Origin of the sequence: Collimonas antrihumi, assembly GCF_018304965.1 — a bacterium.
GTDB lineage: Bacteria > Pseudomonadota > Gammaproteobacteria > Burkholderiales > Burkholderiaceae_D > Collimonas > Collimonas antrihumi.
Window position 1 is genome coordinate 1 of record NZ_JAGQED010000042.1, and the last position, 26,631, is coordinate 26,631.

Below are 26,631 nucleotides of genomic sequence, written 5' to 3' on the forward strand. Positions count from 1 at the left end.
TGGAAACCGATTCAAGCCGTCACGCTCAATCCAGAACGGGATTCAGTCGTCGCAGCTGAATTGGCCAACCTTTCTATAGATCGATTGGCTGCATAAGTCAGGCGACAACTATCTTGACACGCGCCGAACTCGTCAAGCTGCAGCAATAGGACATTTGTAGCCAAGTGACGGCTTTCAATCTGAAGCAGCCCATGAGGCGAAGGTGCCTAGCGGACGATCGGTGGTCAAGTCTTGTCATGAGATATGCACGAAGATCAAGCAGCGATTCGCAGGCTCGTCAAAGTGGATGTTACCAATGACTCAGCATCCCTAGACTCCTTGAACTTGCTAACATAAATGTGTCATTGCAAGATCTGACAATCATCTAGCCGCCCCCTCTCTTAGCAAACGCCAAGCAAAAAAGTAACAGTGCGAACCCAACTTTATCAAGGAGATCTGCGTGAACGAGTGGGCTACATTGCCATCCAGTTCGACCCCGGAGCGCCACAGGCCAGCGACCGCAAACAGTGCATCATCAGCCATTCCGATGGCATAACGCTCCGCTGATGTCGATGATAACAACGCCAAGCATCTACATTTTCTTAAAAATCCATCGACGCACGATAATGATGTCTTTAAACATGGGCACGTGCTATTTTTAAGAATGCGTTCAGAGCAAAGAACGTTATGCAGAGCAGCAAAGAGACGCGGGTCAGAGGTGCAGGAACACCCATGACCCGCTAACCAATCAACTAAACGGAGTAGTTAATATGGCTAAGCGCAATAGTACGCGAGATAGCAGCACATCGATAGTAAACGCAGCACAACGGCTCAACGTGTCCTTCTATCAGGACGACGATCCTGAAACACTCTGGATTCGTCTGCATGGCAACGGCATCAAACAAACAGGCTTCAACCCCAATGCCAACGTACGCGTCAGGGTCATGACCGGGTGCCTGATGATTACCAGCGACTAGGTTTCACTGACATCATCGGCAGACAGAAAGCCGCTCCCGACTCCGCACTAACCGGAGTCGGGATTTGTACTTCGCACACAATAATTCCAACCGCTTCCATTCCCAAACACGTAGCGTTGCTGCGCGAGCTGCCAAATTGCGCCGGCAAGCCGGTGCGGATCTGCGGCATTGCGCAGATCCGCATTACGTTGACGTCAGATGCGCGCGGCGTTCAACGCTGTATTGAAGGTTGCGCTTGGACGCATGACTGCGCTGAGTTTCCCTTGGTCGACCATGAAGTAGCCGCCAATATCCACCGGATTACCCTGCACCGCCTTGAACTCTGCCAGGATGGCCTGCTCGTTCTCGGTCAGTTTTTTGGCCAGCGGAGCAAACTGCGCCTGCAGTTCTGCATCTTCAGTCTGTTGCGCTAGCGCCTGTGCCCAGTACATGGCCAGATAGAAATGGCTGCCGCGGTTATCAAGCTCGCCGGTGCGTGGTGAAGGCGACTTGTTATTCTCCAGCAGCTTGCCGGTGGCGTCATCGAGGGTCTGCGCCAGGATCTTGGCCTTGTTGTTGCCAGTCTTGATGCCGATATCTTCGAGCGACACAGCCAGTGCCAGGAATTCGCCCAGCGAATCCCAGCGCAGGTGGTTTTCTTCCACCAACTGCTTGACATGCTTCGGCGCCGAGCCACCCGCGCCTGTTTCAAACATGCCGCCGCCTGCCATCAACGGCACGATCGACAGCATCTTGGCGCTGGTGCCGAGTTCCATGATCGGGAACAGGTCAGTCAGGTAGTCGCGCAGGATGTTGCCGGTCACCGAGATGGTGTCCTTGCCGCGGATCACGCGCTCCAAGGTGTAACGCATGGCGCGCACTTGCGACATGATCTGGATGTCGAGACCAGTCAGATCGTAGTCCTTCAGATAGGTCCGCACCTTCTTGATGAGCTCGGCTTCATGCGGGCGGTACTCGTCCAGCCAGAAAATCGCCGGCATCCCCGACAGGCGGGCGCGGTTCACCGCCAGCTTGACCCAGTCGCGAATCGGCGCATCCTTGACCTGGCACATGCGCCAGATGTCGCCCTGCTCCACGTTCTGCTCCAGCAGCACGGTGCCGTCAAAGTCGACAATGCGCGCCACGCCATCGGCGGGAACTTCGAATGTCTTGTCATGTGAACCGTACTCCTCGGCCTTTTGCGCCATCAGGCCGACGTTCGGCACAGTGCCCATGGTGGTCGGATCGAACGCGCCATTGGTCTTGCAGAAGTTGATCATCTCCTGATAGATCCGGGCGAACGTGCTTTCGGGGATCACCGCCTTGGTGTCTTTCGGACGGCCATCCGCACCCCACATCTTGCCACCGAGACGGATCATGGCCGGCATCGAAGCATCAACGATCACGTCGTTGGGCGCATGCAGATTGGAGATACCCTTGGCCGAGTCCACCATCGCCAGTTCCGGACGGTGTTCATGACAGGCGTGCAGGTCGTGGATCACTTCATCACGCTTGGATTCCGGCAGGGTGGCGATCTTCTCATAGACACTGCTCAAACCGTTATTCGCATTGACGCCCAGTTCCTCGAAAAGCTTGCCGTGCTTGGCGAAGGCGTCCTTGTAGAAAATCTTCACCGCATGCCCGAAAACGATGGGGTGCGAGACTTTCATCATCGTCGCCTTGACGTGCAGCGACAACATCACGCCGGTTTCGCGCGCGTCCTCCATCTGTTCTTCGTAGAACTGGCACAGCGCCTTCTTGCTCATGAACATGCTGTCGATGATCTCGCCTTCCTGCAGCGACACCTTGTTCTTCAAGACAGTGACTGCGCCATCCTTGGCGACCAGCTCCATCCTCACGTCGCAGGCCTTGGATAGCGTCATGCATTTTTCGCTGGCGTAGAAATCCCCACCGTGCATGTGAGAAACGTGCGTGCGGGATGCCGGACTCCACTTGGCCATGGAGTGTGGGTTCTTGCGCGCATAGCGTTTCACCGCCGCTGGTGCACGGCGATCGGAATTACCCTCGCGCAACACCGGATTGACCGCGCTACCCAGCGTCTTTGAATAACGCTTCAAAATGGATTTTTCTTCGTCGGTCTTCGGGTCTTCGGGGAAGTCGGGGATCTTGTAGCCGCGTGCCTGCAGTTCGCGAATAGCCGCGATCAGTTGCGGCACCGAGGCACTGATGTTCGGCAGCTTGATGATATTGGTATCGGGTTCCTGAGTAAGACGCCCCAACTCAGCCAGATTGTCCGGTACTTTCTTTTCATCAGCGAGACAATCGGAGAATTCGGCAAGAATCCGCGCCGACACCGAGATGTCGCTCTCGACGACGTCAATATTGGCCGTGGCGGCGAAGGTCCTGACGATAGGCAGCAAAGAAGCGGTTGCCAGAAGCGGCGCCTCGTCGGTAAGCGTATAGATGATGGTTGATTTACCTGCAGTCAATTTAATCTCCTTGCGGTTGGTGTGTCGGTTGGCGCTGCCGCATTGGTTTGGTGCGTGCTGCCCCTTAAGGGCGCGCTGAATTAATCTGGAAACTGCGATTACATGGAGTACAGATACCGGGGGTTCGCTTGTATGGTTGTGACAGGGGGCATCGTACCGTCCGCGTAGGCAAAGGGAAAACCGATATTTTACCAACGCCAGCGCCGAACTGGTTGACGCACGTTAGTTTCGGAACTCGTTCGCCGCAAACAGTACCGACATCAACCTGATATATCAATATTGGGTAAAATCGATGAGTCCGCCTTCCCGAAAGGCGCCGTCATCCAACTTGAATTGCCCCACCACGCATCCTAGTAATTTATCTCTTGCCGCTGCGAGCTGCGGTGACAAGCCCGTGTTCGTATAGCTGCAACGGAGGTTCGTATGAGCTATCACCTGGAAGGTCGCCTGCTCGAGGTTTGCAATTGCAACGTCCTGTGCCCCTGCTGGATCGGCGAAGACCCTGACAACGGCACCTGCGATACTATCGTCGCATGGCGCATAGACAAGGGAACGGTCGACGGCCTCGATGTGGGTGGCAACACCATCGCGGCCGTGGCGCATGTTCCCGGCAATATTCTGCTAGGCAACTGGACTGCCGCCATCTACGTCGACGACCAGGCCTCCAAGGCGCAGGAAGAGGCACTACTGAAGGTCTACACCGGCAAGGCCGGCGGGCCGATCGCCGAACTCGCCGCACTGATCGGCGAGGTGGTATCGGTGGAGCGGGCGCCGATACGCTTCACCGTCGTCGCGGGCAAGGGTGAACTCGAGATCGGCAAGAACTACTATGCTGAACTCGAGCCCTATCTCGGCGCGACCGGCGGCCAGACTATGCTATCCGACACAGTGTTCTCGACGGTGCCAGGAGCGCCGGTGTTTGTCGGCAAGGCTCCGACCTATCGATCCAAGAACGCTGCCCTTGGTATCGATCTGAACATCAAGAATCACAACGCTTTGCAGAGTACGTTCGTGTTTGACGCATGAACCCTTTGGCCGGTCCGCTGTCGCCCGGCAGCTCGCGCCGCCATCGCGTATTCCTGCCGGTGCTGGCCGCATTGATTGCGCTCGCGTGGCTGTCGCTATGGGCATGGGCGCGCAGTCCATACGGACGCTATCTCGATCACGGTGACTGGACCGCATCAGGGCCTGCGGCTTTTCTGTGCCGTGTCGTTCCCGGCGGCACTGTGATCGTGCCCATGGCGCTTTACGCCGCCGCGTGGATACTCATGACGGCAGCCATGATGCTGCCGACCACCCTGCCGTTGTTTAACACCTTCGACCGACTGACGGCGCAGCGTCCGGACCACGGGCGCCTGCTCATACTACTCGGCCTAGGCTACATGACGGTGTGGGGCGCATTCGGACTCCTAGCGCACGCACTCCATGGCGCCATGCTGTCGCTGCTTGCAACTATCCCCGCATTGGCTTGGCATGGCTGGCTGATCGGCGCAGCGATAATTGCGTTGGCCGGCGCCTTTCAGTTCAGCCGGCTAAAGTATCGATGTTTGGAAAAATGCCGTACACCCTTGAGTTTCGTTATCCAGCGCTGGCGTGGGCAGGCGCAAGCGCGACACGCATTTGCGCTTGGCGTGCAACACGGCCTGTTCTGCGTCGGCTGCTGCTGGGCGTTGATGCTGTTGATGTTCGCACTCGGCGCCGGTAGCCTAGGTTGGATGCTGCTGCTTGCGGCTGCCATGGCAATTGAAAAGAACGTTCGCTGGGGCCGGCGTCTCAGCACTCCCCTCGGTGTCGCGCTATTGTCTTGGGCTGTGGTCCTGGTGGCGACCCATGGATAACGAGCATAACGAGCGCAATGGCCTGCCCGGCTTGCAGGCAATCGTCCTCACTTCGGTGGCCATGCTCGCCTTCGCGGCAAATTCTCTGTTGTGTCGACTCGCGCTACAGCAACGAGGCATCGATCCAGCCAGCTTCGCCAGCATCAGACTGGTTTCAGGAGCGATCACACTCGCCGTCATCGTGCGTTTCAAGGCGCCCCGGCTTTCGTCCGGCCACGCCGACTGGCTCGCCGCGACCATGCTGTTTGCTTACGTCGCGTTCTTCTCGTTCGCGTATCTAACCTTGCCCGCAGGTACTGGTGCTTTGATTCTGTTCGGTGCGGTTCAATTGACGATGTTGTTCGTGGGCCTGCGCTCGGGCGAGATGTTCGGACCTATCGCATGGCTCGGTCTCGCGTTGGCTGTCGCGGGGCTGGTCTACCTTGTGTCGCCGGGTATAGCTGCGCCGCCGCTCCTGGGTGCTGCGTTGATGGCAATTGCAGGCGTGGCGTGGGGCGTGTACTCGCTGCGCGGTCGCGGAGTGGCCGACCCACTCGCCACCACGGCAGGTAACTTTGCGCGAGCGGTGCCGTTCACCCTCCTGCTGAGCTTGCTTTTCGTCGCCAACGCATACGCGGATGTAGTCGGGGTCGCCCTGGCCATTGCCTCTGGCGCACTCACGTCCGGCATCGGGTACGTCATCTGGTACGCAGCGCTGAGCAAACTTTCCGCCATGCGAGCAGCCACGGTACAGTTATCGGTGCCGCTCATCGCCGCATTTGGCGGCGTGGCGTTCCTGTCGGAGGCGATCACGCCGCGCCTGGTCGCGGCCTCCGTGGCGATCCTTGGTGGCATTGCGTTGGTGCTGACCAGCAAATCGCAGAGGCCGCGCATATAACCAAAGGGCCACGCAGGCTAGCGATGGCAACTGAAAAAATGATGGTAATTTCTGGACCTCGACTGCATTTTCCTCTGACTAGAAATCGGTCTCGTCACTGCGAAATTTTTTGCCATGATCGCCCATCAGGGCGCGCAATTCAGTAATAGCCAAACCACTACCCTCATGCATCCGCACTAACAATAGTGCCCCTACCTGTAGAAGGCCATGGCGAATGCCGCTGATCACGGATGGAGGTAACGTCAAGCAAACGGCTCAGTACCACATCATTTTTCAATTGCAATTGATCGATCAAAACATCAAACAAACGACCTGGGTCGTAGATCACCAGTTCGTTGTGCTTCTTTTCTGCTTTTGATGGAGCGCTGCTTGCCGTCATCAGTTGTTCCGCTGACTCGCCAATCTCTACAGGCTTGAAAGGAGTGTCGACGCCGTGTTTCTTTTGGCTGCGCTCACCCATTAGGTGCTGATGCGAATTGACCGCTGCCCGGCGGCGCCGTCCGCTGCAACCGGTTGTTAGGCGTCATTGTGCCCTTGCCGCTGGAGTACGACATGGGTGGCTTTCTCCGACGCAACGAACTGAACGCATTCGTATCCCAGAGCGCGCACGTCAATCCCCTCGAATAGTCGCTCTCCACCGCCCAGCAGGACCGGCGAGATAGCAACGTGCAGCTCATCGATGAGGCCTGCACGGAGATATTGCTGGATAGTGTTAGGTCCGCCGCCAATGCGCACATCCATTCCGTTGGCTGCGTCGCGCGCCCGGTCAAGCGCCTCGTGAATACCGCCCGTGACGAAGTAGAATGTCGTTCCGCCTTCCATCTGGATGGGCGCGCGCGCATGATGAGTCAAGATGAAAGTTGGAACGTGATAGGGTGGGTTGTCTCCCCACCAGCCTTTCCAGTTCATGTCGGGCCAGGGACCGCGAATCGGTCCGAACATGTTTCTTCCGAGAATCCACGCGCCAACATTCTTGAAGCCCCGCGCAGCGAAGTCGTCATCGATTCCCGTTGTGCCACCGTCGGCACCAAACAGGGTCCGTTGGAACGTGCGTGTCGGGACTAACCACTGGTGCAAATCTGTCCCGCCCACGCCGAGCGGATTCCCGATGTCCTGATTCGGACCAGCTCCGTATCCGTCAAGCGAGATGGTAAAGCCATTAACTCGGACGCGTGTCATTTTCATGCCTTCCTTTCGATTGACGCCTAACGTAATGTCAACCGCAAGACCTGCGGCCTATATCGGTCATTGCGGTATACATCGGCCATGAGAATCCTAAAAAAATGGCTTACCAGCTAGAAAGCACGGGCTGCCACGACGGGTCAAAGCAAATAAAGCGCCCTTAAAACTTGTAGATAAGCGTGGCTTCCGGATAAACCCCGCTGCGCCCCCCACGACTGGCAGTCAAGATACCCACTTCGCTCCAAATGTGCGCGTTAGGTGTGTATCGCAACGCTAACGAATAAATCCGTTGATTAATGCCGTTCTTGTAGTCGTCGTAACGATAGCGAAGCAAGGAAGACAAGTCGTCTCGCCATTGATAATTCAGCAAAAACAGGCTTTTGCTATGGATAGAGTTGTCCAGGTCCGGGTTGGTAATGTAGGTGGCTGACGCCTGGGCTCGTTGCGTCAGCTGATACTCCACTCCCGCTTTCAGCAGGCTGGTGGTACGCAGATCGTGGGTCGTCGTGGGATTGTCGTTCAGATCCCGCAATCCGCCTGCACCCGCCAATGTCGCAAAGCGCGGCGTCCACTGCGAGTGAAGTTCCAGCTCCAGCTTGGTCGAGTTGTACGACTGCTGGGTGGTTTTCAATCTGCTCGGACGATAGGTGTAAGTCACTGTTCCCACTTGCTCGAGAGTGATCGGATAGGTATACCGCGCACGATATTCGTCGAACCAGTCGATCGCGGAAAAATCAGTCACCGGGGCAAAATAGGAATATCTCGATCTTCTATACCGAAGTTCCAGGAAATTATTCAGGCCGAAAAAGTGGGTGTAAGTGGCCTTCTCATCTTTTCGGATATACGCTCCCAGGCTCTCATCCTTGACATGTTCCAATTGGATGTCTTCGCGCGATAACAGCGGAGTGCCGGCGCCGTAAGTCTCGGTTCGAAACGCAAGGTCCCTTTCGTATTTGGCAAAAATCCGCGGATTGCTCTCGCGCGCAAAATCGTAGGCGGCCTGTTGCACTTCCTCATCCTTGGGCCAGCGCTGCCGGGCAGAGCCATAGCTGGCTGCCGCCTGGTTGAAATCATGGTTCAAGCGGTAGGTATTGGCGATTCCCAAAGCAGCATTGGAATCGTCCGGTTCCAGCGCGGCAGCTTTCTCGTAGGCTTGCCGCGATTCTTCGAGGTGGCCTTCCCAGCGAAGTATCTTGCCGATGCCACGCCACGCATCGGCATTTTTCTCATTCTTGACTAGTTCGTCGCGATAAATCTGTAATGCCTCATTCCAATGGAAATTCTGAATTTCCTGGTTTGCCCTTTCAGCATAGGATTTTTCCTTTTGCGGCAGCGCAGCGTCGGTTTCCGACGCCGATGCATACATTGACAGGCAGGCCAGGATTGCGCCCCAAGACAACACATTCCCCTTTGTTTTGAGACTCATTTATGCGTCCTTTCTCAAAGAAATTACTGCGCCAAGGTGATTTTAGATAAAACGTGGTTCCAGCACGGACATCTGCGGCGCCCGCCGGCAGCTGCAACTCGACGCGACATCAGGCATGATCCGGATAATCCTTTCCGAGCTCGAGTTTTTCCAGTGCCTGCCAGTGCGCCGCAGTGAGATCCTTGCCAGGTGTAATCCAAATATTATCGCTGCCGGCTTTACGGGCCGCGCGTATGGCACGAGCCATCTGTTCAGCGTCGATAGATCCTCCCTTGTCATCCCATAATCCGATCGAGTGCCAATAGCGGTTCGCTCCAAAATTGCGGCTCAGGTATTTGGCAACCTTGCCGGCGACCCGCGGTGACAGACGGTCAATGGCAAAATAATCCCACACCACGAGCTGATCCACCAGAGGCAGCAACAAACGATAGTCCTGGCCATTTTCACTACTGTTACGCGCCAGGTTGTCACGGCTTACCCTGACATCCATCAACAGTCGCTTGCCATACGTCCGTGCAATTCCGGAAAGCCTGGCGATCGTCCTGGCTACTTGTTCCGAGCGCCATTTGCCGATGGCCGGATCGCGCCGGTCTATCCGTCCGCCGAAATGGCGTGGCCAGTCCTTGCGCCCGGTTGCCTTTGCGAAGGAAGCAAGGCAACGGTCATCGTAGCAATGAACATCGTAGAACATTTCCGTAATGCAAATCGAGTCTACCTCAGTTTTAGCGGCAAGTGCACGGAATGCGGCATCGAGCAATTCTCCATATTCTCCGTTTGCCAGGCAAGTGGAGCACACTACTTCGCTGCTGTATTTGCCTTTGATATCAACCGCTGCAAAATGTGGGTTTATTTGCAAATACCGGGGGGCCAGCACATCCAGCGTCGCAATCGTCTCGTATCCTCGCGCCGTCAGCATCGCAATGGTCTCTCCCAGCATGTCTGCATCCGCGTCTTGCTGGTCCGGACTCCACCATTGTTCACCTCCCTGCCACTTGTAGAATGCCCAATCGGGCCGGCCGGCAGAGATGGCAACCCGGTCCACGTGTTTCGATGCTGCGGGCCGGAGGAGGAACTTAAGCGCCTGGCGCCAGTCGGGCCAATCGGAAAAATGGATGGAAACGGTAAGGTTGCCGCCGACCGGGCCTTCGTGCTCGAACAATTGTCCGATCTGGCCAAGGTCGTCTGCATCGATCTGCATCACGGAACTCGCCGCTGCGAGGCCTGCCACCGTGGCCCCGCCTAACACCAGCCTGCGCCTCCACGGGTCATCCACCACAGGGAGCTGGTTCGGGTTTCTCCGCTCCAGTTTGTTCCAGTCCTGAGAGTGGGCGCGCGATTCGGCCCAGATCGAGTAAATCACCACCGCGGTGTAAAAGTAGCTCAGGGGGAGCAAGACCAGGGTATACGGCAGATAAATCAAGTCGCGCGGCGACTTGTCTAACAAGATGGCGGTCACGGCTGCGGCGAGCAAAGATCCGAATCCCAGGTACGCGATCCATTCCACATTCCGCACGTTGAGCGCGCCGGCATGCAATGCCGCCGGCAACAACAGCAGATTGAGCGCCAGCAAGACCGGAATGACAACCATGCTGAAGAAATTAAACAACATGTAAAAGCCGAAGGCGCCGAATTTCCAGCGCCCTATCATATCGCGGTGCATGCGCATGATGCTGATGTAGCTTCTGATCCAGCGCACTCTTTGCTTCCACAGGCCGCGCAAGGTGTGGGGACATTCCGCCAGCACCTTGGTGCTGGCGCCATACACGATGCGGACGCCGTAACGGTGCAGCCGAAGTGTGATTTCCAGGTCTTCCCCCCATACTTCGCGGAAGCCGCCGATCGCCCGCAGGATCCTGGCCCGCACCATGCCGAGATTACCCGGAATGATCGGCAATACGCCTGCCATGGAAAGTGCCCGGCGCACGAAGCCTGTTCCTATGTGAGAAGTCACAACCAGCATCTTTTGCAGCGCTCCGTGGGGATTGAGTGGAGTGTCATTGCCGCTGAGCGCGCCGATCGAAGGGTCGGCAAAATAGGCCACACCGTTTCGGATCGTGTCTTTTTCGAAAATGGAGTCTGCATCGGAAAACAGGATGATATCCCCGGTGGCAAGCGCAATTCCTGCGTTGAGCGCCGACGCTTTGCCGCCATTATTTTTTGCAAAGTAGCGAATCTGGCGGTCGACAATAAAAGGCCGAAGCTCGCTGGCCGTTGCGTCCGTCGACCCGTCGTTGACGACGATTACCTCAAAATCGGGGTAATCGGAATCAAGTATCGATTGCACGCTAAGGAAGATAGTTCGCTCCTCGTTGTAAGCCGGCACGAGTACGCTGACGCGCGGCGCGTACCTGGCAGTCTTGGCGCGACGCATGAGCCGTCGCTCCCACAATGGGTATGAGAATGCCAGCGGAAAATAGGCGAGCGACAGCAGGCCGAAGTAAAAGGTGACGGCGCCGAACAGCAATAAGGGAGAAAGGAGTAAGTCCGTCATCCGACGAGATCGCCTGTTTCGTAAAGTTCCACCAAGGCGTCGAAAATTTCCGGCGCCTTGTGCGTATTGGCGCCTATCCGGGCGTTAATCTCGAGGATATGAGCGACACCGTTGCTGTCGCGCCGGATATCCATGTCCAGCGGACCAACCAGCTTCAGAGCCCGGGCCGCGGACAAGGCAAGATTGCACACGTCCGGAACCGTGACCCGCGCAACTTCCAGCGCGTTGCCGGTGCGCCCTTCGCGCAGCAAGGTTTTTTCGAACACGGTGGCAGCCATGGTCTTCATCTGTTGGTCCGGCTGGATCATCAACAGCACATCGTATTCGGTGCCGGGCATGAATTCTTGCCACACAAGGTTGTTGCCGGCGTATTCCATATCAGGTCTGTCAGGCCCGTCATGGACGACCACCTGACGTCCGCCGCGACCGATCCTGGGTTTGGAAATGCGGGGAAAGCCTAAGGGCGTGACGTCCGCCGAATCCCGATCACCGATAGCGCTCCTGGGCACGGCAATGCCGGCTGCCATCAAGCTTTGCACCGTGAGCCATTTGTCGTTACAGATTGCCACCGCAGCCGGATTGGCCATGTAGACGGCGATGCCTTGATCCCGATATGCAGCCGCGCGCTCGGCAACCAGGACCAATTCTTCTTGCACCGTCGGGAAAAACCAAGCTATCTCGTGGGTAAGGAGCAGTTCATCCAGCTGTTCAGGGAATTCCGGATCATGTGCCGGCGGCACCAAGATGAAAGCATCCGCACAATGATCGACGGGAGTCATATCGACTGCGATCACGCGGAAACCCTTGCTCTTGAGAGCCTGGATTGCTGCCTTGCCGGAGGGGCCGCCGGCGCCGGTTACCAAAACGTTTTTGATCTTTGTCATCGTCGCCTCCAGGAGCCGCTTGCGTCGTTACACGGTAAATCTGACGGCTTCGAAGGCCTCGGCGGCACGAAGCCGCGCCTGCCCTCCACGCACGGTCGCCAAACTGTGCACCAGGTCTTCTTCGAGATAGGGCCGGGATGCGGTTTGACTGACATGGCATTTCAGTGCTTTGATTTTGTATTCCAGATATAGCGAAACATCGATATAGCAATTCGGCTGGAAACCGGGAGGCGTGTTTGGATTTTCATAGCAGAGTATGGTCGGCACCCGGCGAGCGGCCTCCATCGTTGCCAGGAATACGGTATGGTGGTCGCAATGGAGATCGTGGCGATTGTGCGTGAATACCACGTCCGGATGAAGTTGCCGCGTGACTTCTTCGATGACGCGCTTGATGTCGTCTTGCCGGCTCACCAACTTGGTGTCGGGAAATGCATGTACCGTCAAGCTATCTAGCTTCATGACCCGGCCGCCTTTCTCTGCTTCCTTCTTACGAGGATTGCCGCTTCCCCTCAAGACATCGGGAACACCACCTTCGCCGGCGGAAAATATAATGCCGTGAGTTTCATGCCCCTCCACCTTGTAGCGTAGCAGCGCAGCCCCGCAACCAAGTTCGATATCGTCCGGATGCGCACCGATGGCCAGCACGATCAATTTCTTTTGCGGCTTCGGCATGAACCTGATCAGCCAAATGAGATTGAAAATGACAAAGGCTAAAACGATGAAGCTGCTGAGTTGCACTGCGTAAAGAATTGTCGGGCCGGAATGTATAACGCTTGTGAATTCAAGCGCGCCGTTGGCTGGAATCAGCACGGCGAGAAGAGGCAAGACACTTATCGCTCTCCTGGCTGGGGCAGGCAGTCCTGTCAGCACCAGACGGAAACGGAAAAGCTGATACGCCACGAGCAGCAATATGGCCGAATAAAAGCACAGCAAGATCGGTTCTTCGAAGGAAAACATAAAACACCCCTTAAAGAAAGGCCAGGTTGTAAGCGTATCGCTATGGGATGTTTTGCCTCGCTGGCATTGCCAGAATGCCATTCCATACTCTGATGACAGCTCTCCCAAGTGCCGCCATACTGACCGCGAAGAACATACAAATGAGCAATGGACACGACATGTTGGTTGAGAACTCGGCGTGCTCGCTTGCTTTGTAATAATTCCTATTTTTTTGATTAAATTTTAAGCGTTCAGCAAAGTTTATTTTTGAATGGACATCACCACGCCGTTCAATGGCGTCTTCAGTGAACGTCATTAGCGGACGGGATGCCTCGATAATAGAATTATTAGCAATGGTGTTGGCGACAAAACCTTGTCCGATTCGGACATAGTGGATGTCTGTTTCAGGTATCTTTTATGGACGCGAAGATCTGACGGTGACCCTAATGCCGTTAAGTTAAGCCCCGAACGGTATTCTTTAGATGGCCCAATGCGGTCACTCCGTCATCCCCGCGAACGAGGGGATCCATGTTGCACAGTATGGTGGTTAAAATGGATTCCCGCGTTCGCGGGAATGACGTGGCAAGCGCTATAACCGGTAACCTTAACTTAACGGCATTAGACTGTGACCCAACTTACACGCCCAGACCATGTCGAGCCTCGCCAACCAACCGTCGGTCCCGTTCTTGCAAGAACAAGCGCAGCGCGAACCGGCCGGCGTCGGTATCCCGCAGGCGCAGCACTTCGTCGCGCATTACAGCTGGTATCTGGTCGAGCGCGGGATAGGCGGCACGGTATTCAGCGGGAAACAGCACAGGTGCGGCGAGCGCCGCAAATGTCAGGTCTGCGGCAGTGAAACGTCCGCCGGCCAGGAATTGGCGCCCATCGCCAAGTCGTTCGCTGACGTCATTGAAGACGCCATGCACACGCCCAATGGAACGGCAGGCACTTTCCGGCGTAATCCTCAGTCCTGTGCGGACCAGGCGGACCACACCCGGCATGATGAGCGGCAGCAAGGCAGCCTCGAAACGTGGTACGCCACGCGACATAACTTGACGGAGAAGGCGGCGCTCCGGCAGCAGTTGCGCATAGGCCCAACGCCTCGCATGCGGACCGAGTTCCTCGTCGAAACACGCTTCAAGTGCTTCGACTTCATTTCGCAGTGCGGAGTCGCATGGATAAAGAAGGTCGCCGCCGCAGACAGCATTCGCATGACTCAGGATGCCGGTGGAATCAATGAAGCGACCGGAGCCATATATCAACACCGGTACACTGCGGCCACCGTTGCGCATCGTTGCCAACCGGTGCAACAACGGCACATGCGGTTCTTCGCGATACGGCAGCGAGAGCCGATCGAGCGCCCACCGCGCCTTCTCGCAGTAGTGGCTGTGTGGCATCGTAATCAGAACGGCGAGGGTAGCGTTGTTGTCGGTCATTGGGACGATACTCCTTTGTCGAGCTGGCGCTTCGGTTACGGATCAAATATCCACTAACGCAAATTGCCGAGGGCGGCGGTAGTGTGCAATGTCTATGAAAAAAGATATCAATGTGCACTTGTAATCCCTGTCGGATTTATTAGCCTGAATGTGGTTTCATTGACAGAGGGATCATCGAAAGGTGATTTTATTTTATGGAAATCGGAGTAGTACTTGTTCTACTGATCCCGTTCTCGATCATCGCGGCCTGGATCGCCGACGAAGTGTATCAAGAGTATGTTCGCCATCATTACTATTGACTACATGATTGTGATTTCAAGTGTTTTCAGAAGTCTGTTTTGACATGATTGGATGCAAGGAAATATTACTGCGATGACAGGTAGATCATAGTCGTCATGCGCGACGCGGCAAGGAGCGTGAGGACTTAAGACCCGACAGGTACGTGAAGTTGGCGCAGCGCTTAACGCCACCGCCTGTTGCCGCTTATTCAGGCAGGTTCAGTCCAATCCCGGGCTATATGCGGGAGGACTCGTGAAAATTTCAACCCTGGCCGGGGGAATATTAGACCAGACGGTTTCGCTTCCGACTTTCTCCAGACCGGCACGTAGCCAAGGTGAAACGCCACACGGCGCATAGGTAAATTGGATCAGGCGCCCTTGCGGATGCAATATGCCTACACAAGCATCCGTAATGCTGGTTACTGCATTTTTCGGGAGTGAACGCAGTGGCAATCCAGAAACCACTGCTCTGATCGACAGGCTTTCTTTAAGAATCATGCTCATATCAGCAGCATCGCCGTGAATGACCCTGATCTTAGGAAAGCAACTGCGTAAATGGGCTGCAAGCCCCTGCGATTTTTCAATCACGATTAACCTGCCTGGCGCCACCCCGTGCAGCAGCAATGCCCGCGTGATGGCTCCAGTCCCTCCGCCAAGCTCCACGACCCATCCATTTTCATGAAGTTCGATGTACTGAGCCATTCGGATGCCGAGTCGCTCGGAGCTTGAGCAAATTGCCCCGATTGATTTCGGATCACGGGCAAGCTCCCTCAAAAAAAGAGGGTTCGGGACGTGTATCCGGCTGTGATTCTGTAGCGACACGGCAGCTTCATCAGCCTGGCGTCCGTCGTCGGCCAGCATATTTGGATTCAAAAAACGCAACACACGGTTCTTAAGCGTAAGAAGCATGATGGTTCTCGGTTGTTTTTGCGTAATATTAATACTTTATTGATCTGCCATGCATTTTGCACTTCATCAATCGCGTTAATCTGCAATAGCTTGAATGGGAGCAGCACGTCAGCGTCTCTTCGGCGTGAGATGGAATTGCCCTTTGCCTCAAGTATCCGCCAGCGTGACCGCAGCCGATATTTTGGTCACTCAGCAAGCAAACGAACAATATAGTGCCTAACAGAAAATTTTACGTCATACTATATTTCCGTCGAACATTTTTTGTTACTCATACAGCAAGAATTCGTAGAAATCCAGATTTTGAAGCAACATCTTTAGACCCATCGCGCTGATGAGCGCCGGAGCAAGCTGCCCTTTGTCTGTTTGCGGCTTCTGAGCAGCACTGGCTCCGTGTTTATAAAGTTCAAGCAAAAATCGGAGGGATACATGAGCGATACCGTTGTCGCGGGCGAGACGTCTGGAGTCATCCGTCTCGTGACCAAAGCCTATGCCAGCTTGCTCCTCGCATGCTTTGCGCTCGTGCCGCTCTATCTGATTGCCTACCTGTTCTTTTTTCAAGATCCCACCCTCAAGTTCGAAGACCACGCGTTCCACGTCATTGCAATTGCGGCAGCCACCCTGGAAGGGCTTTTTGTTACTTACGTGACGTGGCGCTGCTATCTGTCGTCGGGAGAACCACTACTCCGCTGGATGACGCTTGGCTTTCTCGGGTTTGTGCTGATTTACGCACTGCATGGTGCGTTCACAGGGCTTGCGCACCACAATCTCTGGCTATTCCTGCTGTATGGCCCTGCCTCGCGTCTGGTCATGGCAATCCTGCTGTTGATCGCGCTACTGTCGTATCACAGCCCATCTGACGCCATGGATCAGCGTGCACAGCCATGGCCGTGGTTGAGGTGGATAGGATTGTTCTTGCTGGTGAACCTGGCGGTAGCGTTGGTCGCGAATTCAAGTATCGCCGGCGCCCCTGCGGTGCGCCTGTCGATGGAAGGCGGGGCTCTGGTTTTTTCTGCATTGAATGTGACGGTGCTCCTGCAGCGCCGAATCCGCTCGCCGCTCATGACGATTTTCGCCATCTCGGTAACGGCGTTCGCGCTATCTTCTCTCGCGTTCATCCTCGGGCGTCCGTGGAATCACATGTGGTGGCTCGCGCACGCGATCTTCGCCGGCGGATTTTTCCTGTTGAGCTATGGGGTAGTACAAGCATTCCTCACCACGCGATCGTTCTCGACGATCTACAGCCAGGAGGAAATGATGGGGAGGCTCGCCGAAGCAATGGCGCGAACCGAGAACGCGCTGCACGAACTTGAGCGCACCAATCGAACGCTCGAGCGCCTGGCGGCAACCGATCCGCTGACTGGTGCGGACAATCGGCGGCGGTTCACCGAGCAGGTCGAAGCCGAGATGGCCCGGATTCGTCGCGGCGGCGAACCGTTCTCCGTATTGGCACTCGATCTGGATAATTTCAAGACCATCAATGACCGCTACGGTCATCAAGCGGGGGATGACATACTGAAGGGATTCGTTCAGCGATGCCTCGACGCAATCCGACCTTATGACGGCGTCGCCCGAGTGGGCGGCGAAGAGTTCATGGTGTTGTTACCTCGGACTGTTCTCGAAGGCGCGCGCGATATCGCCGAGCGGCTGCGAGTGGCCATCGCAGGCAGTTCATTTGAGAGCGGCCGGCAACGACAAATCCCGGTCACGGTGAGCATCGGCGTATCGCAATTCGGCCGCGACGGCGACACCATAGAAGCTATTATCGGCGTGGCCGATGAGCGTCTGTACAATGCAAAACACCTGGGCCGCAACCGGGTGATCACATCCGTCCAAACCGGCGGCAACCCTGCCCTGTCTTGATTTCTATTTCTGATTTCTATTTTGAAATCACCGGAAGTGTAAACAGCAACACATTCGCATCGAAAATTACGGTCTACGAACGACGTTCCCTTATAGATCAGGAGTTGTTTTCCCTCTCCATCTGTATCGATTGCCTGGCAACCGGCGCTGGATTCTTGTCGAAATACAACTTCAAAGACATGATCTCTCGCGACACCTCCACCGGAAAACCTTTACGCGTCCCCCGTTGATCCAGTAAGAGTTCAGCAAAAAAATTCTCGCCGGCAGACCGCCGCAGCCAGACTTCGGCCAATTGGTTGGCGATACGCGGATAATGCTTGATTAGCCATAAGGGCCAAATTTCGGTAGGCAGCAACAATAACCAGTTGTATGTCTGCTCCTGCAAGTTCAAATCAGCAGGGCCCAGCATACGGCGCAATTGCTCCCAGTTCTTTTCCTGCCGGCTCCGCAACGCTTCGTCAAGTACCGCTTTTGCTTCCGAAACTGAAACTTTTTCGAATGGAATTGCATTCATGTCGCCTCCCAAAAAAAGGGGTTTGTCGAACCGAATTTATTCTGCTTAAAGCAACAAAAAGCCCGACGCATGTGACTTGAAGTGTTCAGCCGCGACGGAACAAATATTTCCCTGTAGAATTTATTTTACACCTATTTGGCTGCTGCGCATTAAGCAGATCACCCCCCATCAATGCAGACCTGCCATCCTCACAAATACTCCTCTAGCGACTGCGTCGTGTCATACGGATGTAACGTGTCGCAGCCATACTAAAACCTGGCTTGTTTAGCTCGCACCGCCGGGTGTTTAGCCAGCAACGCCATTTTCAACGGCATCGCAATATAAAACATTAGGAGACAGCAACATGGCAAGACTTGCATTAGTAACTGGCGGCATGGGTGGTTTAGGCGAAGCGGTGTGCATCAAGCTGGCAGCGCTGGGTTATCGGGTGATCACAACCTACTCGCCTGGCAATACCAAGGCCGACGAATGGCTGGCGGCGATGGATCAACAGGGTTACCAATTCCGCGCCTATCCTTGCGATGTGGCCGACTACGATTCGGCCCGGGAATGCATCCGCACCATCGAGAAAGAAATCGGCCCGGTCGATGTGCTAGTCAACAATGCCGGCATCACGCGCGACATGACCTTCAAGAAAATGGACAAACCCGATTGGGATGCAGTGATGCACACCAACCTCGACTCGGTATTCAACATGACCAAGCCGGTGTGCGATGGCATGGTCGAGCGCGGCTGGGGACGCATCATCAATATCTCGTCGGTCAATGGGCAAAAAGGCGCGTTCGGACAAAGTAACTATGCGGCTGCCAAGGCCGGTATGCATGGGTTCACCAAAGCGCTGGCACTGGAAGTGGCGCGCAAGGGTGTGACGGTGAACACGATTTCGCCCGGGTATATCGGGACCAAGATGGTGATGGCGATTGCACAGGACGTACTCGACAGCAAGATCATTCCGCAAATTCCGATGGGACGCCTGGGCAAGCCCGAGGAAGTCGCAGGTTTGGTCGCGTATCTTGCAGCAGATGAAGCCGCGTTTGTGACGGGGGCGAATATCGCCATCAATGGCGGACAACATATGTCCTAAGGTGTGCACTGTTTGTCGTCATGACTGCAGCGCACCCTGATTGTTGCTGTACCCCATATCGGGGGCGGCTCGTATGAAGTATCTATTGAACCTTGAGGAAAAAAACCATGTTTTCAATTTCAGAACAATTTTCAACCGCTATCAAGGCCAACTTCGAGGCCCAACTCGCCATGATCAATGCACTGACCGGCACGGCGCTTGAAGGTGTCACAAAAGTGATCGAATTGAACGTCGGCGCCGCTAAAGCGTCAGCGGCAGAGTCTGCCGTTACAGCCAAGCAACTGCTCGCCGCCAAAGACCCGCAGGAATTTTTCGCGTTGAGCGCAGCGCAAGCGCAGCCGAATACGGAAAAGGCGCTGGCCTATGGCCGTCACCTGGCGGCTATTGCGTCGAGCACTCAAGCTGAAATCACCGAAACCACTGAAGCGCAAATTGCCAGTGCCCACAGCAAGGTAATAGGATTGTTGAATGAAGTCGCAAAAAATGCGCCGGCCGGTTCCGAAAGCGCGATAGCGATACTCAAATCGGCCTTTGACAACGCCAACGCCGGCTACGAGCAGTTGACCAAGACCGCCAAACAAGCGGCGGAAGCGCTGGAAACCAATCTGACTACGGTCACGAGCCAGCTTTCCCAAACGGTAGAAAAAGCGGTAGAAAAGACTGCTAAGCAGAACGACAAGAAGTAAAGCGTTTGCGTGACAGGTTTTGTCGGGCCGCTTTGCGGCCCGTTTTCTTTTGCTTGATTTCCTTGTCGACGATATTATCGATATAGTCGAGCGCATCGAATATCGGTACGCCGCGTTTCTTCCGGAAACTGTACGGCGCGTGAAGAATCGGCCCGGGTCACTGGCAGGTGCGGTGCGCGGGCGACGTCGACTACTTGCTGCGCGGTCCGGTTGAAGCCGTCGATGGAGATATTTGTTTTCGTCACTTTCTTTTCAATCCAATCAATCCAATTCAGAAGTTGAGTGGCTGGTTACGGTCACAACCACGTGAGCAACCACGTGAGATATCGCTGTTCCGACACCGGCACCGAGCGCCACGGTCATTTTTTAAAATTTTCTACGAAATCGATAAAGACATTGGCAGCCGTTTCCGCATCTTGTACCGTCATAGTCTCCAGCGGATGATGAGAGATGCCGCCATTGCCACAACGCACAAACAGCATCGCGACATCTGCAATTGCAGCCATCGCCATGGCGTCATGTCCGGCGCCTGATGGCAGATACCGCACCGGCGATCCGCACCGCTCGACCGCCGCCGCCAATTGATCTTGCAGCCACGGCGCGCAAGGAACGCTAGGAGCCTCGTGTGTCTTCCGGGTCTGGATGGTGACATTGCGGCGTTGCCCGATCTTCTCGATTTCAGCGAGAACATCGGCCGTGGCACGCTGGCGCACCGCATCTTCGCCAGCACGGATATCTATCGAAAATATCGCGTTGCCCGGGACGACATTCGCAGCACCGTTCGGCACATTGAACTGGCCGACAGTGCCGACCAGTCCCGGCGTTCCGCTACAACGCCGTTCTATGTGCAAGCCGATTTCCGCTGCTGCCATGGCGGCGTCGCGGCGCATGTCCATCGGCACGGTACCGGCATGGCCGGCCAGACCTTCAATCTCGACCATGAAGCGCGAGGCGCCGGAGATAGCGGTCACGATTCCCACCGGCAGGTCTTCGCTAAGCAACATCGGCCCCTGCTCGATATGGACTTCAACAAATGCCAGCACCGACTCGGGTGCATAAGCCGCTTTCGCCAAGCCGACAGTATGGAAACCTGACGCCGCCATCACTTCCCGCATGGTGTGGCCATCTTCATCCCGGTTATCCAGCACCGCCATATCGAAAGTGCCGGCCGCTGCGCGGCTTCCGAGCAGGGTCGCTTTGAAGCGTACGCCCTCCTCTTCGGCGAAACCGATGACTTCAAGTGCGAAGGGGAAGCGCTTGCCTTCGGCATTCCATCGTTGAATGCAGGCGATCGGCAGCAAGACGCCCAGATTGCCATCGAATATTCCGCCATTGCGTACGGAGTCGAAGTGCGACCCTGTCAAAAGAGCGGGGGCACCCGGCTTCAGGCCTTCATAACGTCCGATGACATTGCCGGCCGCATCACGTCGTACGCTCATGCCCGCTGCGCACATCCAGTCGGCCAGCTGCGCCGCGGCACCGTGGTGGGCCGGCGTCAGATAGGTGCGGGTCAACATGCCCGGCGTTTCTGTATGAACTGCCAGCGCTTGTGCATCGGACATGATGCATTGGCCGATTTCATTCGGATATTCTAGTGCCGAGTTTGCAGATAACGTATTCATTTTGGAGACTCCTACATCAAGTTAGCTGGGGGGAATGTGTTGATCCAATGACGCGCAATATCACTGCGGCGGCAGATCCGGACCTGATCGCGCGCCTGTACGTAATCCAGGAAACGGGGCAGTGAACGCATCCGGCCGGGACGTACAAGCAAGCGGCAGTGCATGCCGGTCGTCATACGACGGCTTGATCACTGCATTGTGCTTTTCCATCTTTGTCTCCTAATGTTTGAACATTGCCAATCTTTATTGTCCTAGCAAGGTGATGCGTTTCATGCGTCTACGCTTTTCAGTCTTTCGCTGAATAAGGCAAGACGCTTGCATTACTTAGTGTTCATTCGTTGCTGTTGCTTAAATTGGAAGTGGAGGATAAAGGACCACTACCGCCACCTTGCTTTGGTAATTCTTTTTGAATGGTAATATATTTTCACGAACGAGCCATTGAAAATCTTTTTTCATCGCGTGTCAAATCTTTTTTCACTTCGTGTAAAATAATTTTTCACTCTGCATTACATAGATGCAACTCATGACTAAAACAACATCTCCCGCGGCTGCGCTGTCGACGCGTATCCAGCAACACCTCGGTCAATTGCCGCAGGCCGAAAAGCGCCTGGCCGACATGATTCTGGAATCGCCCGGCCATATGGCTAGTTACTCGGCATCTGAAATCGCTAAAATGGCCGGCGTGTCTAATGCCACAATGACGCGGCTGGTGCAGCGCCTCGGTTATCAGAATTACGATCAGATGCGACGCCTGGCGCGACAAGGCATGGACTGGGGTTCACCGCTTTACCTGTTGGACCGGCCGGAACAAAACGCCGCTAAAGATGGCGCCGGCTTGTATGAGCAGCACATCGCCTCTAGCACACAGAACATCCGCGGCACGTTCGCCGGGATATCGCCAGCGCTAATCAATGAAATCGGCACGAAAATCGCCAAAGCTCGCCAGGTAAGGATTTTCGGGCAGCGTAATAATTATTTTTTCGCTTCCTACCTTCGCTGGCAATTCATTCAGTTCCGTAACAACGTTTATGTGCTGCCGGTGTCAGGGGAAACGATCGCGGAATATCTGGTCGGCCTGGAGCCTGACGATTTGTTCATCGTCTTTGGATTGCGACGACGTAACCCGTTGCTTGCTGACTTGATTGCAGCGGTTAACAGTTTTGGCGTAAAAACTCTTCTGATCACGGACTCTTCCAACCGTGGCGATCTGGGAGCGGATTGGGTACTCAAATGCGATACGAAAAGCCCGATACCGCTCGATAACCACACCGCGGTAATGGCGCTTTGCCACGTTTTGTCGGCACAGGTAATTGACAAGGTTGGCGCTGCCGGTCGACAGCGATTAGTGAAAATTGAAGAGTTGCACTCGGCATTAAGAGAGTTGTGAAGCCGGATTCGGAACACTTTAGCCTGGGACATACGCCATGGAACGTGCAATTGCCGCCCTGCTGCCAGCCCATCGAGTGATCGAGTGATCGACGATAATTTTTGCAGTAATGTCAGGTAAGCGCAGCGTGCTCAGCTTAGTTAAATACCTTCAAAAAAATATCCAAATCCCTCCCATAAAGCATCATAAATACAATATTTTTTTATTTATAATGCATTTATGCGACATTTACTCTTGAATACCAAGGCAGCCAAGCAAACATTCCCAATCTATTTGCGGCGCTTGCAATCTCCTGGCTACCCACAAGAAATACTTAGTATATGATGCATATATCAGTCATTTTTCCAAAAAGGATGTATCTATGCGACATGATCAGAACTTTACGCCCTTTCCTGTCCTGGAAACAGCAGAGCGTCTGGGCGAGCGCATTCGCAGCGCCCGGAAGGCGCAGAAATTAACCCTGGTACAGCTGGAAAAAAATTGCCGTATCCACCGCACGACGCTAGGACGCCTGGAGCGTGGCGACCCCGGGGTATCACTAGGCGTGTTTCTCACAGTACTTGATTCGCTACAGGAACTAAGCGACGTGGAGTTGATTTTGAGTCAGCCCGACAAACCAAAACATAAACGTGTCGCCCCTCCCCCTGTCTTGAAAAGGGATTTTTAAATGCCCCCTTTGACAGAGTGCGTGATTTTCCTGTGTGAAGATCCCGCCAAACCGATCCCGATTGCGAGTTTCGGCCTGGACGGCAATGGGGATGGGCACTTCGGATACGGCCTGCGCTACATCGAACGCAAGGACGCGTTTTCGATTGATCCGTTGCACTTGCCCTTAGATGCCAAACAACAAGTGATTCCTCGGCATCAGGATGGCTCCTACGGGGTGCTTTCGGATGTCGGTCCGAATGCTTGGGGTGTGCGGCTAACCAGCAGCATCCTACGCAAGGGAAAGAAGCCGCTGCCCGCTACGCCGATCGAATGGTTTCTACAGTCTTGGCATTATGGCTCTGGCTGCCTTGGCTTTTCCGTGTCGAACGAGGTCAATCCTGATATCGGTGTCCGTCCGGCGCCTGTTACTGCGCTTAACGAACGGCTTCTGGCGACCATCAATAAATTGGCTGTGAAGATTGATACCGAACTGGATGAGGAAGCCGTGCAGCTGATGCAACCGGGTGCGAGCTTAGGCGGAGTGCGCCCAAAAACCGTCGTCATGAGCAATGGCTTTGAACACATTGCCAAGTTCAGCCGCGCGGACGACAAGTTCGATGTGCCCATTGCTGAATACGCCACCATGCGGCTCGCCTGCCAGGCGGGAATCAACGTGCCTGATTTCGAATTGCTAAAAATTGCCGACAAGTCGGTGCTCCTGGTTGAGCGTTTCGACCGTACCAAGGATGGCCACCGGCTGCACTACATGAGCGCCAAGACATTAATCAATATCGACGTCCTGAGTCCGGACAAGCGGGAATACAAGACCAGATATTCCTACGCCGGCATTGCCGAAACCATCCGGCCGCGGAGTCAGCAAGGCATGGCTGACAGCCACGAACTGTTTCGGCGCATGGTCCTGAACATCCTGGTCGGCAACGTCGACGATCACATGCGCAATCATGCACTCTTGATGACCAGGCAAAGGAGATTCGCCTTGTCACCGGCATTCGACATCGTGCCGCACCTGGACGCCACATCGCTGCCGCAAGCCATTGGAGTAGGAGCCCAGGGCGCTGCCAGCACGATTAGTAACGCTCTTTCCCAATGCGGCCGGTTTCTTCTGACCGTTGATGAAGCGCGGCAAATCGTCAATGAAGTGCGAGAGGTGGTATCGCATTGGCGCCACGTATTCAAAGAAGCCGGGATGGCGGACACCGACATTCATACGCTAACCCCGTGCTTTACCGCGGCCGATGAATCTGAGCGGATCCAGATCGCGGTAACCAGGGGCGCGCCCGGCGCGGAAAATAATCGCCCTCCTCATGCCAATTGATCAGCCCCATCAGAACTATCAGTAATAGTCAGCGACAGCAGCAAGACCCAGGCCCAGACCGGCCTGTAACAGCTGGCGGCGCTTGCCAGAGGTATTACCGTTCGGCCTGTTCTTGTTCTTTCTATGCACGATGCTCATGTTGTCTACCTTGGCTATTGGTGATTGTTGGTGACAGAACCTGGATGGATATCAGGCAAGCGCGAGTATACGAACACGACCAGTTTCTTGAAAGCAATCATAACTTCCATGCATATGCGGTTTTCACATACATAACCGTTAGTCGACAACACCTCCTGAGGTGAGTGTCTCAATTCTCTCCCTGCCTGTTTGACTTCGGCGCAACACCGCTTTCAAATAGCCCATGACTACATTGACAATCCCACAAGACATGTGCAGTATGTAAATCAACACCAACAATGTTTAACAAAAAATTACAAACGCAGAAACATTGCTAGAAGACGTTATTTTGTTTGGTGGTTTCCAAATATAAGAAGCGCGCCCAATTGGCACATCCGATAAACCAGGAGCGCGCAAGGAAACAAAGGGAGAGGATCACGTCAATGTCTTGGCGCGAAAACACTATGCCGGCATCCAGGCTGGACGAACAAAACGAAATCGCGGCGAGCCTGACCACAGACGCTGCCGATGCGCTGATGGTTGCCCGGATGCGGCTGGTCTTGGCTGTTGCGGGTTTATTGGCGATTTTTGTCGATCCTTCCGGCTTGAGCGGTGTTGACCATTTCACCTGGCTCGTCTTTTCCGGATATATCCTTCACAGTATTGCCATCTACATTTTTTCGCTGCTTAACATACCGTTCTCGCAAAGCAAGCTGATCCACTGGCTGGATATCTGCTGGTATGCCTTGATCGTTTTATTTACTGGCGGCATCAACAGTTTCTTTTTCCTGTTCTTCTTTTTCGCCATTCTCACCGCTTCTTTTCGCTGGGGCTTCGAAGAAGGCGCGCGAATTACCATCGCTTCAGCGCTAATGCTCATCCTGAGCGGCTTTATCTCAGAGATGGAACAAGATCTCCCGCGGCTATTGTTGCGCACCACCTTCCTGCTGACCTTCGGGTACATGAGTGCGCGCTGGGGGGAGTCGAAAATAGAGCTGAAGCGCCGCATCGCCCTGCTTCGCGATGTCAGCCGGTTATCGAATCCTCGTTTCGGGGTCGATCACACCATTACCTCTGTTCTGAAAAAAACATTGACGTTCTTCAAAGGCAGCAGTTGCATTCTGGTGATGCGAGACAAGGATTCCGCGATCTATTCATTGCGGACGATAAAAGAAGGTGATGAGGAGCAATCGATCAATGCCATAGAAGTTCGTGCAGAAGCGGCATCACGGCTCATGGCTTTTTCCCAGGATCATGTCGTTGCATACACCCGCCCGCTTGGGCCGGCCATGTCTATATTCGGAGGATCTCTGGCGTATGACGGTGCGAGCGGCAAATGGATCAAACGCGGTGAGGAAACAAGTCAGAACATGGCCGAGTTGCTGGCGACTGATTCCTTTATCAGCGTGCCCTTGTCATTGCGAAAAGGTGACGGCCGTATTTATGTAGTCTCAGGGAAGAGCAGATTCAGCAAAACGGACGCCCTGTTTTTGAGTCATATCGCTGAACAGGCATTTCCTGTTATCGAGAACATCGAGATTCTCGACCGGATGGCCTCGGAGGCCGTTACGCAAGAACGGAAAAAAATTGCGTTGGATATTCACGATACCCCCCTGTGTCAGGATAGATGTCGCGTCATCTGATTTTTCTTAAAAAGCTCAGGGGGCGGAGCGAAGACATGCAGTGAAACGCTATTCATTAGAACGCAAGGAAGCCATTCTCAGACGAATGATGC

Annotated in this window: 22 protein-coding genes and 1 pseudogene; 11 read left to right on the top strand and 12 right to left on the bottom strand. The window is 54.8% G+C overall.

All coding sequences use genetic code 11. The annotated features are described in order from the left end of the window. Positions 1-749: 749 nt before the first annotated feature. Complete coding sequence (locus KHU29_RS20965) at positions 750-956, top strand: SymE family type I addiction module toxin (protein WP_211455274.1); 207 nt, start codon at positions 750-752, stop codon at positions 954-956. 194 nt (positions 957-1,150) lie between these two features. On the opposite strand, the gene KHU29_RS20970 is transcribed toward KHU29_RS20965, so the two are convergent. Then, positions 1,151-3,385 carry an NADP-dependent isocitrate dehydrogenase gene (locus KHU29_RS20970; RefSeq protein WP_211455275.1) on the bottom strand — a complete coding sequence of 745 codons (2,235 nt, stop codon included), beginning with the start codon at positions 3,383-3,385 and terminating at the stop codon, positions 1,151-1,153. Positions 3,386-3,808: 423 nt separating this feature from the next. On the opposite strand from KHU29_RS20970, the gene KHU29_RS20975 reads away from it, so the two are divergent. The 3 genes from KHU29_RS20975 to KHU29_RS20985 are packed head-to-tail and all read left to right on the top strand — an operon-like array spanning position 3,809 to position 6,100. Further along, positions 3,809-4,411, top strand: coding sequence for a DUF1326 domain-containing protein (locus tag KHU29_RS20975; RefSeq protein WP_211455276.1), 603 nt, complete (start codon positions 3,809-3,811; stop codon positions 4,409-4,411). Next, positions 4,408-5,223 carry a DUF2182 domain-containing protein gene (locus tag KHU29_RS20980; protein ID WP_211455277.1) on the top strand — a complete coding sequence of 272 codons (816 nt, stop codon included), beginning with the start codon at positions 4,408-4,410 and terminating at the stop codon, positions 5,221-5,223. Before KHU29_RS20975 ends, KHU29_RS20980 begins: the two co-directional genes overlap by 4 nt. Further along, positions 5,216-6,100: a DMT family transporter gene (locus KHU29_RS20985; RefSeq protein ID WP_211455278.1), complete on the top strand. Its 885-nt coding sequence runs from the start codon at positions 5,216-5,218 to the stop codon at positions 6,098-6,100. The genes KHU29_RS20980 and KHU29_RS20985 overlap by 8 nt, the downstream gene beginning before the upstream one ends. 163 nt (positions 6,101-6,263) lie before the next feature. Here the strand turns inward: KHU29_RS20985 and KHU29_RS20990 are convergent, their stop codons facing one another. From KHU29_RS20990 to KHU29_RS21025, 8 genes are all read right to left on the bottom strand, one after another. After that, on the bottom strand, positions 6,264-6,560 hold the full coding sequence (locus KHU29_RS20990; RefSeq protein ID WP_343216087.1) for a hypothetical protein: 297 nt from the start codon (positions 6,558-6,560) through the stop codon (positions 6,264-6,266). 56 nt (positions 6,561-6,616) lie between these two features. Next, positions 6,617-7,279 carry a dihydrofolate reductase family protein gene (locus tag KHU29_RS20995; RefSeq protein WP_211455293.1) on the bottom strand — a complete coding sequence of 221 codons (663 nt, stop codon included), beginning with the start codon at positions 7,277-7,279 and terminating at the stop codon, positions 6,617-6,619. Positions 7,280-7,442: 163 nt separating this feature from the next. Further along, positions 7,443-8,708 carry a tetratricopeptide repeat protein gene (locus tag KHU29_RS21000; protein ID WP_211455279.1) on the bottom strand — a complete coding sequence of 422 codons (1,266 nt, stop codon included), beginning with the start codon at positions 8,706-8,708 and terminating at the stop codon, positions 7,443-7,445. A gap of 109 nt (positions 8,709-8,817) precedes the next feature. Then, on the bottom strand, positions 8,818-11,199 hold the full coding sequence (locus KHU29_RS21005) for a glycosyltransferase family 2 protein (RefSeq protein WP_211455280.1): 2,382 nt from the start codon (positions 11,197-11,199) through the stop codon (positions 8,818-8,820). Next, on the bottom strand, positions 11,196-12,083 hold the full coding sequence (locus KHU29_RS21010) for an ATP-grasp domain-containing protein (RefSeq protein WP_211455281.1): 888 nt from the start codon (positions 12,081-12,083) through the stop codon (positions 11,196-11,198). The genes KHU29_RS21005 and KHU29_RS21010 overlap by 4 nt, the downstream gene beginning before the upstream one ends. Before the next feature lie 27 nt (positions 12,084-12,110). Further along, positions 12,111-13,121, bottom strand: coding sequence for a PIG-L deacetylase family protein (locus KHU29_RS21015; RefSeq protein ID WP_211455282.1), 1,011 nt, complete (start codon positions 13,119-13,121; stop codon positions 12,111-12,113). Positions 13,122-13,654: 533 nt separating this feature from the next. Further along, positions 13,655-14,455: a glutathione S-transferase family protein gene (locus KHU29_RS21020; protein WP_211455283.1), complete on the bottom strand. Its 801-nt coding sequence runs from the start codon at positions 14,453-14,455 to the stop codon at positions 13,655-13,657. A gap of 497 nt (positions 14,456-14,952) precedes the next feature. Continuing rightward, positions 14,953-15,642: a class I SAM-dependent methyltransferase gene (locus KHU29_RS21025; RefSeq protein ID WP_246542400.1), complete on the bottom strand. Its 690-nt coding sequence runs from the start codon at positions 15,640-15,642 to the stop codon at positions 14,953-14,955. Positions 15,643-16,068: 426 nt separating this feature from the next. Between KHU29_RS21025 and KHU29_RS21030 the strand changes: the two genes are divergently transcribed. After that, a complete protein-coding gene (locus KHU29_RS21030; protein ID WP_211455284.1) occupies positions 16,069-17,502 on the top strand; it encodes a GGDEF domain-containing protein in 1,434 nt (477 codons plus the stop codon). 97 nt (positions 17,503-17,599) lie between these two features. Here KHU29_RS21030 and KHU29_RS21035 read toward each other — a convergent pair whose 3' ends face one another. Then, on the bottom strand, positions 17,600-18,016 hold the full coding sequence (locus KHU29_RS21035; RefSeq protein ID WP_211455285.1) for a hypothetical protein: 417 nt from the start codon (positions 18,014-18,016) through the stop codon (positions 17,600-17,602). A 343-nt stretch (positions 18,017-18,359) separates the two neighbouring features. Here KHU29_RS21035 and phbB point away from each other — a divergent pair, with 343 nt between their 5' ends. After that, positions 18,360-19,100, top strand: coding sequence for an acetoacetyl-CoA reductase (gene phbB, locus KHU29_RS21040; protein ID WP_211455286.1), 741 nt, complete (start codon positions 18,360-18,362; stop codon positions 19,098-19,100). Positions 19,101-19,207: 107 nt separating this feature from the next. Beyond that, complete coding sequence (locus KHU29_RS21045; RefSeq protein ID WP_211455287.1) at positions 19,208-19,786, top strand: phasin family protein; 579 nt, start codon at positions 19,208-19,210, stop codon at positions 19,784-19,786. 359 nt (positions 19,787-20,145) lie between these two features. Here the strand turns inward: KHU29_RS21045 and KHU29_RS21050 are convergent, their stop codons facing one another. Beyond that, on the bottom strand, positions 20,146-21,408 hold the full coding sequence (locus KHU29_RS21050; RefSeq protein WP_211455288.1) for an allantoate amidohydrolase: 1,263 nt from the start codon (positions 21,406-21,408) through the stop codon (positions 20,146-20,148). Between the two features lie 11 nt (positions 21,409-21,419). Further along, positions 21,420-21,578: pseudogene (locus KHU29_RS22305) on the bottom strand (allantoinase); the annotation flags it as partial. Between the two features lie 353 nt (positions 21,579-21,931). Between KHU29_RS22305 and KHU29_RS21055 the strand changes: the two are divergent. From KHU29_RS21055 to KHU29_RS21070, 4 genes are all read left to right on the top strand, one after another. Then, positions 21,932-22,795: a MurR/RpiR family transcriptional regulator gene (locus tag KHU29_RS21055; protein WP_211455289.1), complete on the top strand. Its 864-nt coding sequence runs from the start codon at positions 21,932-21,934 to the stop codon at positions 22,793-22,795. A 361-nt stretch (positions 22,796-23,156) separates the two neighbouring features. After that, complete coding sequence (locus tag KHU29_RS21060; RefSeq protein WP_211455290.1) at positions 23,157-23,462, top strand: helix-turn-helix domain-containing protein; 306 nt, start codon at positions 23,157-23,159, stop codon at positions 23,460-23,462. Continuing rightward, entirely contained in the window at positions 23,463-24,779 is a 1,317-nt protein-coding gene (locus KHU29_RS21065; RefSeq protein WP_211455291.1) for a type II toxin-antitoxin system HipA family toxin, read from the top strand. Positions 24,780-25,339: 560 nt separating this feature from the next. Beyond that, positions 25,340-26,539 (top strand): hypothetical protein, encoded by a 1,200-nt coding sequence (locus tag KHU29_RS21070; protein WP_211455292.1) that lies wholly within the window; start codon positions 25,340-25,342, stop codon positions 26,537-26,539. Positions 26,540-26,631 lie beyond the last annotated feature (92 nt).

Bases quoted from the DNA above. Each gene is read 5' to 3' on its own strand.
- KHU29_RS20965 (WP_211455274.1), top strand. From the start codon at position 750: ATGGCTAAGCGCAATAGTACGCGAGATAGCAGCACATCGATAGTAAAC.
- KHU29_RS20975 (WP_211455276.1), top strand. From the start codon at position 3,809: ATGAGCTATCACCTGGAAGGTCGCCTGCTCGAGGTTTGCAATTGCAAC.
- KHU29_RS20980 (WP_211455277.1), top strand. From the start codon at position 4,408: ATGAACCCTTTGGCCGGTCCGCTGTCGCCCGGCAGCTCGCGCCGCCAT.
- KHU29_RS20985 (WP_211455278.1), top strand. From the start codon at position 5,216: ATGGATAACGAGCATAACGAGCGCAATGGCCTGCCCGGCTTGCAGGCA.
- KHU29_RS20990 (WP_343216087.1), bottom strand. From the start codon at position 6,560: ATGGGTGAGCGCAGCCAAAAGAAACACGGCGTCGACACTCCTTTCAAG.
- KHU29_RS20995 (WP_211455293.1), bottom strand. From the start codon at position 7,279: ATGACACGCGTCCGAGTTAATGGCTTTACCATCTCGCTTGACGGATAC.
- KHU29_RS21000 (WP_211455279.1), bottom strand. From the start codon at position 8,708: ATGAGTCTCAAAACAAAGGGGAATGTGTTGTCTTGGGGCGCAATCCTG.
- KHU29_RS21005 (WP_211455280.1), bottom strand. From the start codon at position 11,199: ATGACGGACTTACTCCTTTCTCCCTTATTGCTGTTCGGCGCCGTCACC.
- KHU29_RS21010 (WP_211455281.1), bottom strand. From the start codon at position 12,083: ATGACAAAGATCAAAAACGTTTTGGTAACCGGCGCCGGCGGCCCCTCC.
- KHU29_RS21015 (WP_211455282.1), bottom strand. From the start codon at position 13,121: ATGGCATTCTGGCAATGCCAGCGAGGCAAAACATCCCATAGCGATACG.
- KHU29_RS21020 (WP_211455283.1), bottom strand. From the start codon at position 14,455: ATGACCGACAACAACGCTACCCTCGCCGTTCTGATTACGATGCCACAC.
- KHU29_RS21025 (WP_246542400.1), bottom strand. From the start codon at position 15,642: ATGCTTCTTACGCTTAAGAACCGTGTGTTGCGTTTTTTGAATCCAAAT.
- KHU29_RS21030 (WP_211455284.1), top strand. From the start codon at position 16,069: ATGAGCGATACCGTTGTCGCGGGCGAGACGTCTGGAGTCATCCGTCTC.
- KHU29_RS21035 (WP_211455285.1), bottom strand. From the start codon at position 18,016: ATGAATGCAATTCCATTCGAAAAAGTTTCAGTTTCGGAAGCAAAAGCG.
- phbB (WP_211455286.1), top strand. From the start codon at position 18,360: ATGGCAAGACTTGCATTAGTAACTGGCGGCATGGGTGGTTTAGGCGAA.
- KHU29_RS21045 (WP_211455287.1), top strand. From the start codon at position 19,208: ATGTTTTCAATTTCAGAACAATTTTCAACCGCTATCAAGGCCAACTTC.
- KHU29_RS21050 (WP_211455288.1), bottom strand. From the start codon at position 21,408: ATGAATACGTTATCTGCAAACTCGGCACTAGAATATCCGAATGAAATC.
- KHU29_RS21055 (WP_211455289.1), top strand. From the start codon at position 21,932: ATGACTAAAACAACATCTCCCGCGGCTGCGCTGTCGACGCGTATCCAG.
- KHU29_RS21060 (WP_211455290.1), top strand. From the start codon at position 23,157: ATGCGACATGATCAGAACTTTACGCCCTTTCCTGTCCTGGAAACAGCA.
- KHU29_RS21065 (WP_211455291.1), top strand. From the start codon at position 23,463: ATGCCCCCTTTGACAGAGTGCGTGATTTTCCTGTGTGAAGATCCCGCC.
- KHU29_RS21070 (WP_211455292.1), top strand. From the start codon at position 25,340: ATGTCTTGGCGCGAAAACACTATGCCGGCATCCAGGCTGGACGAACAA.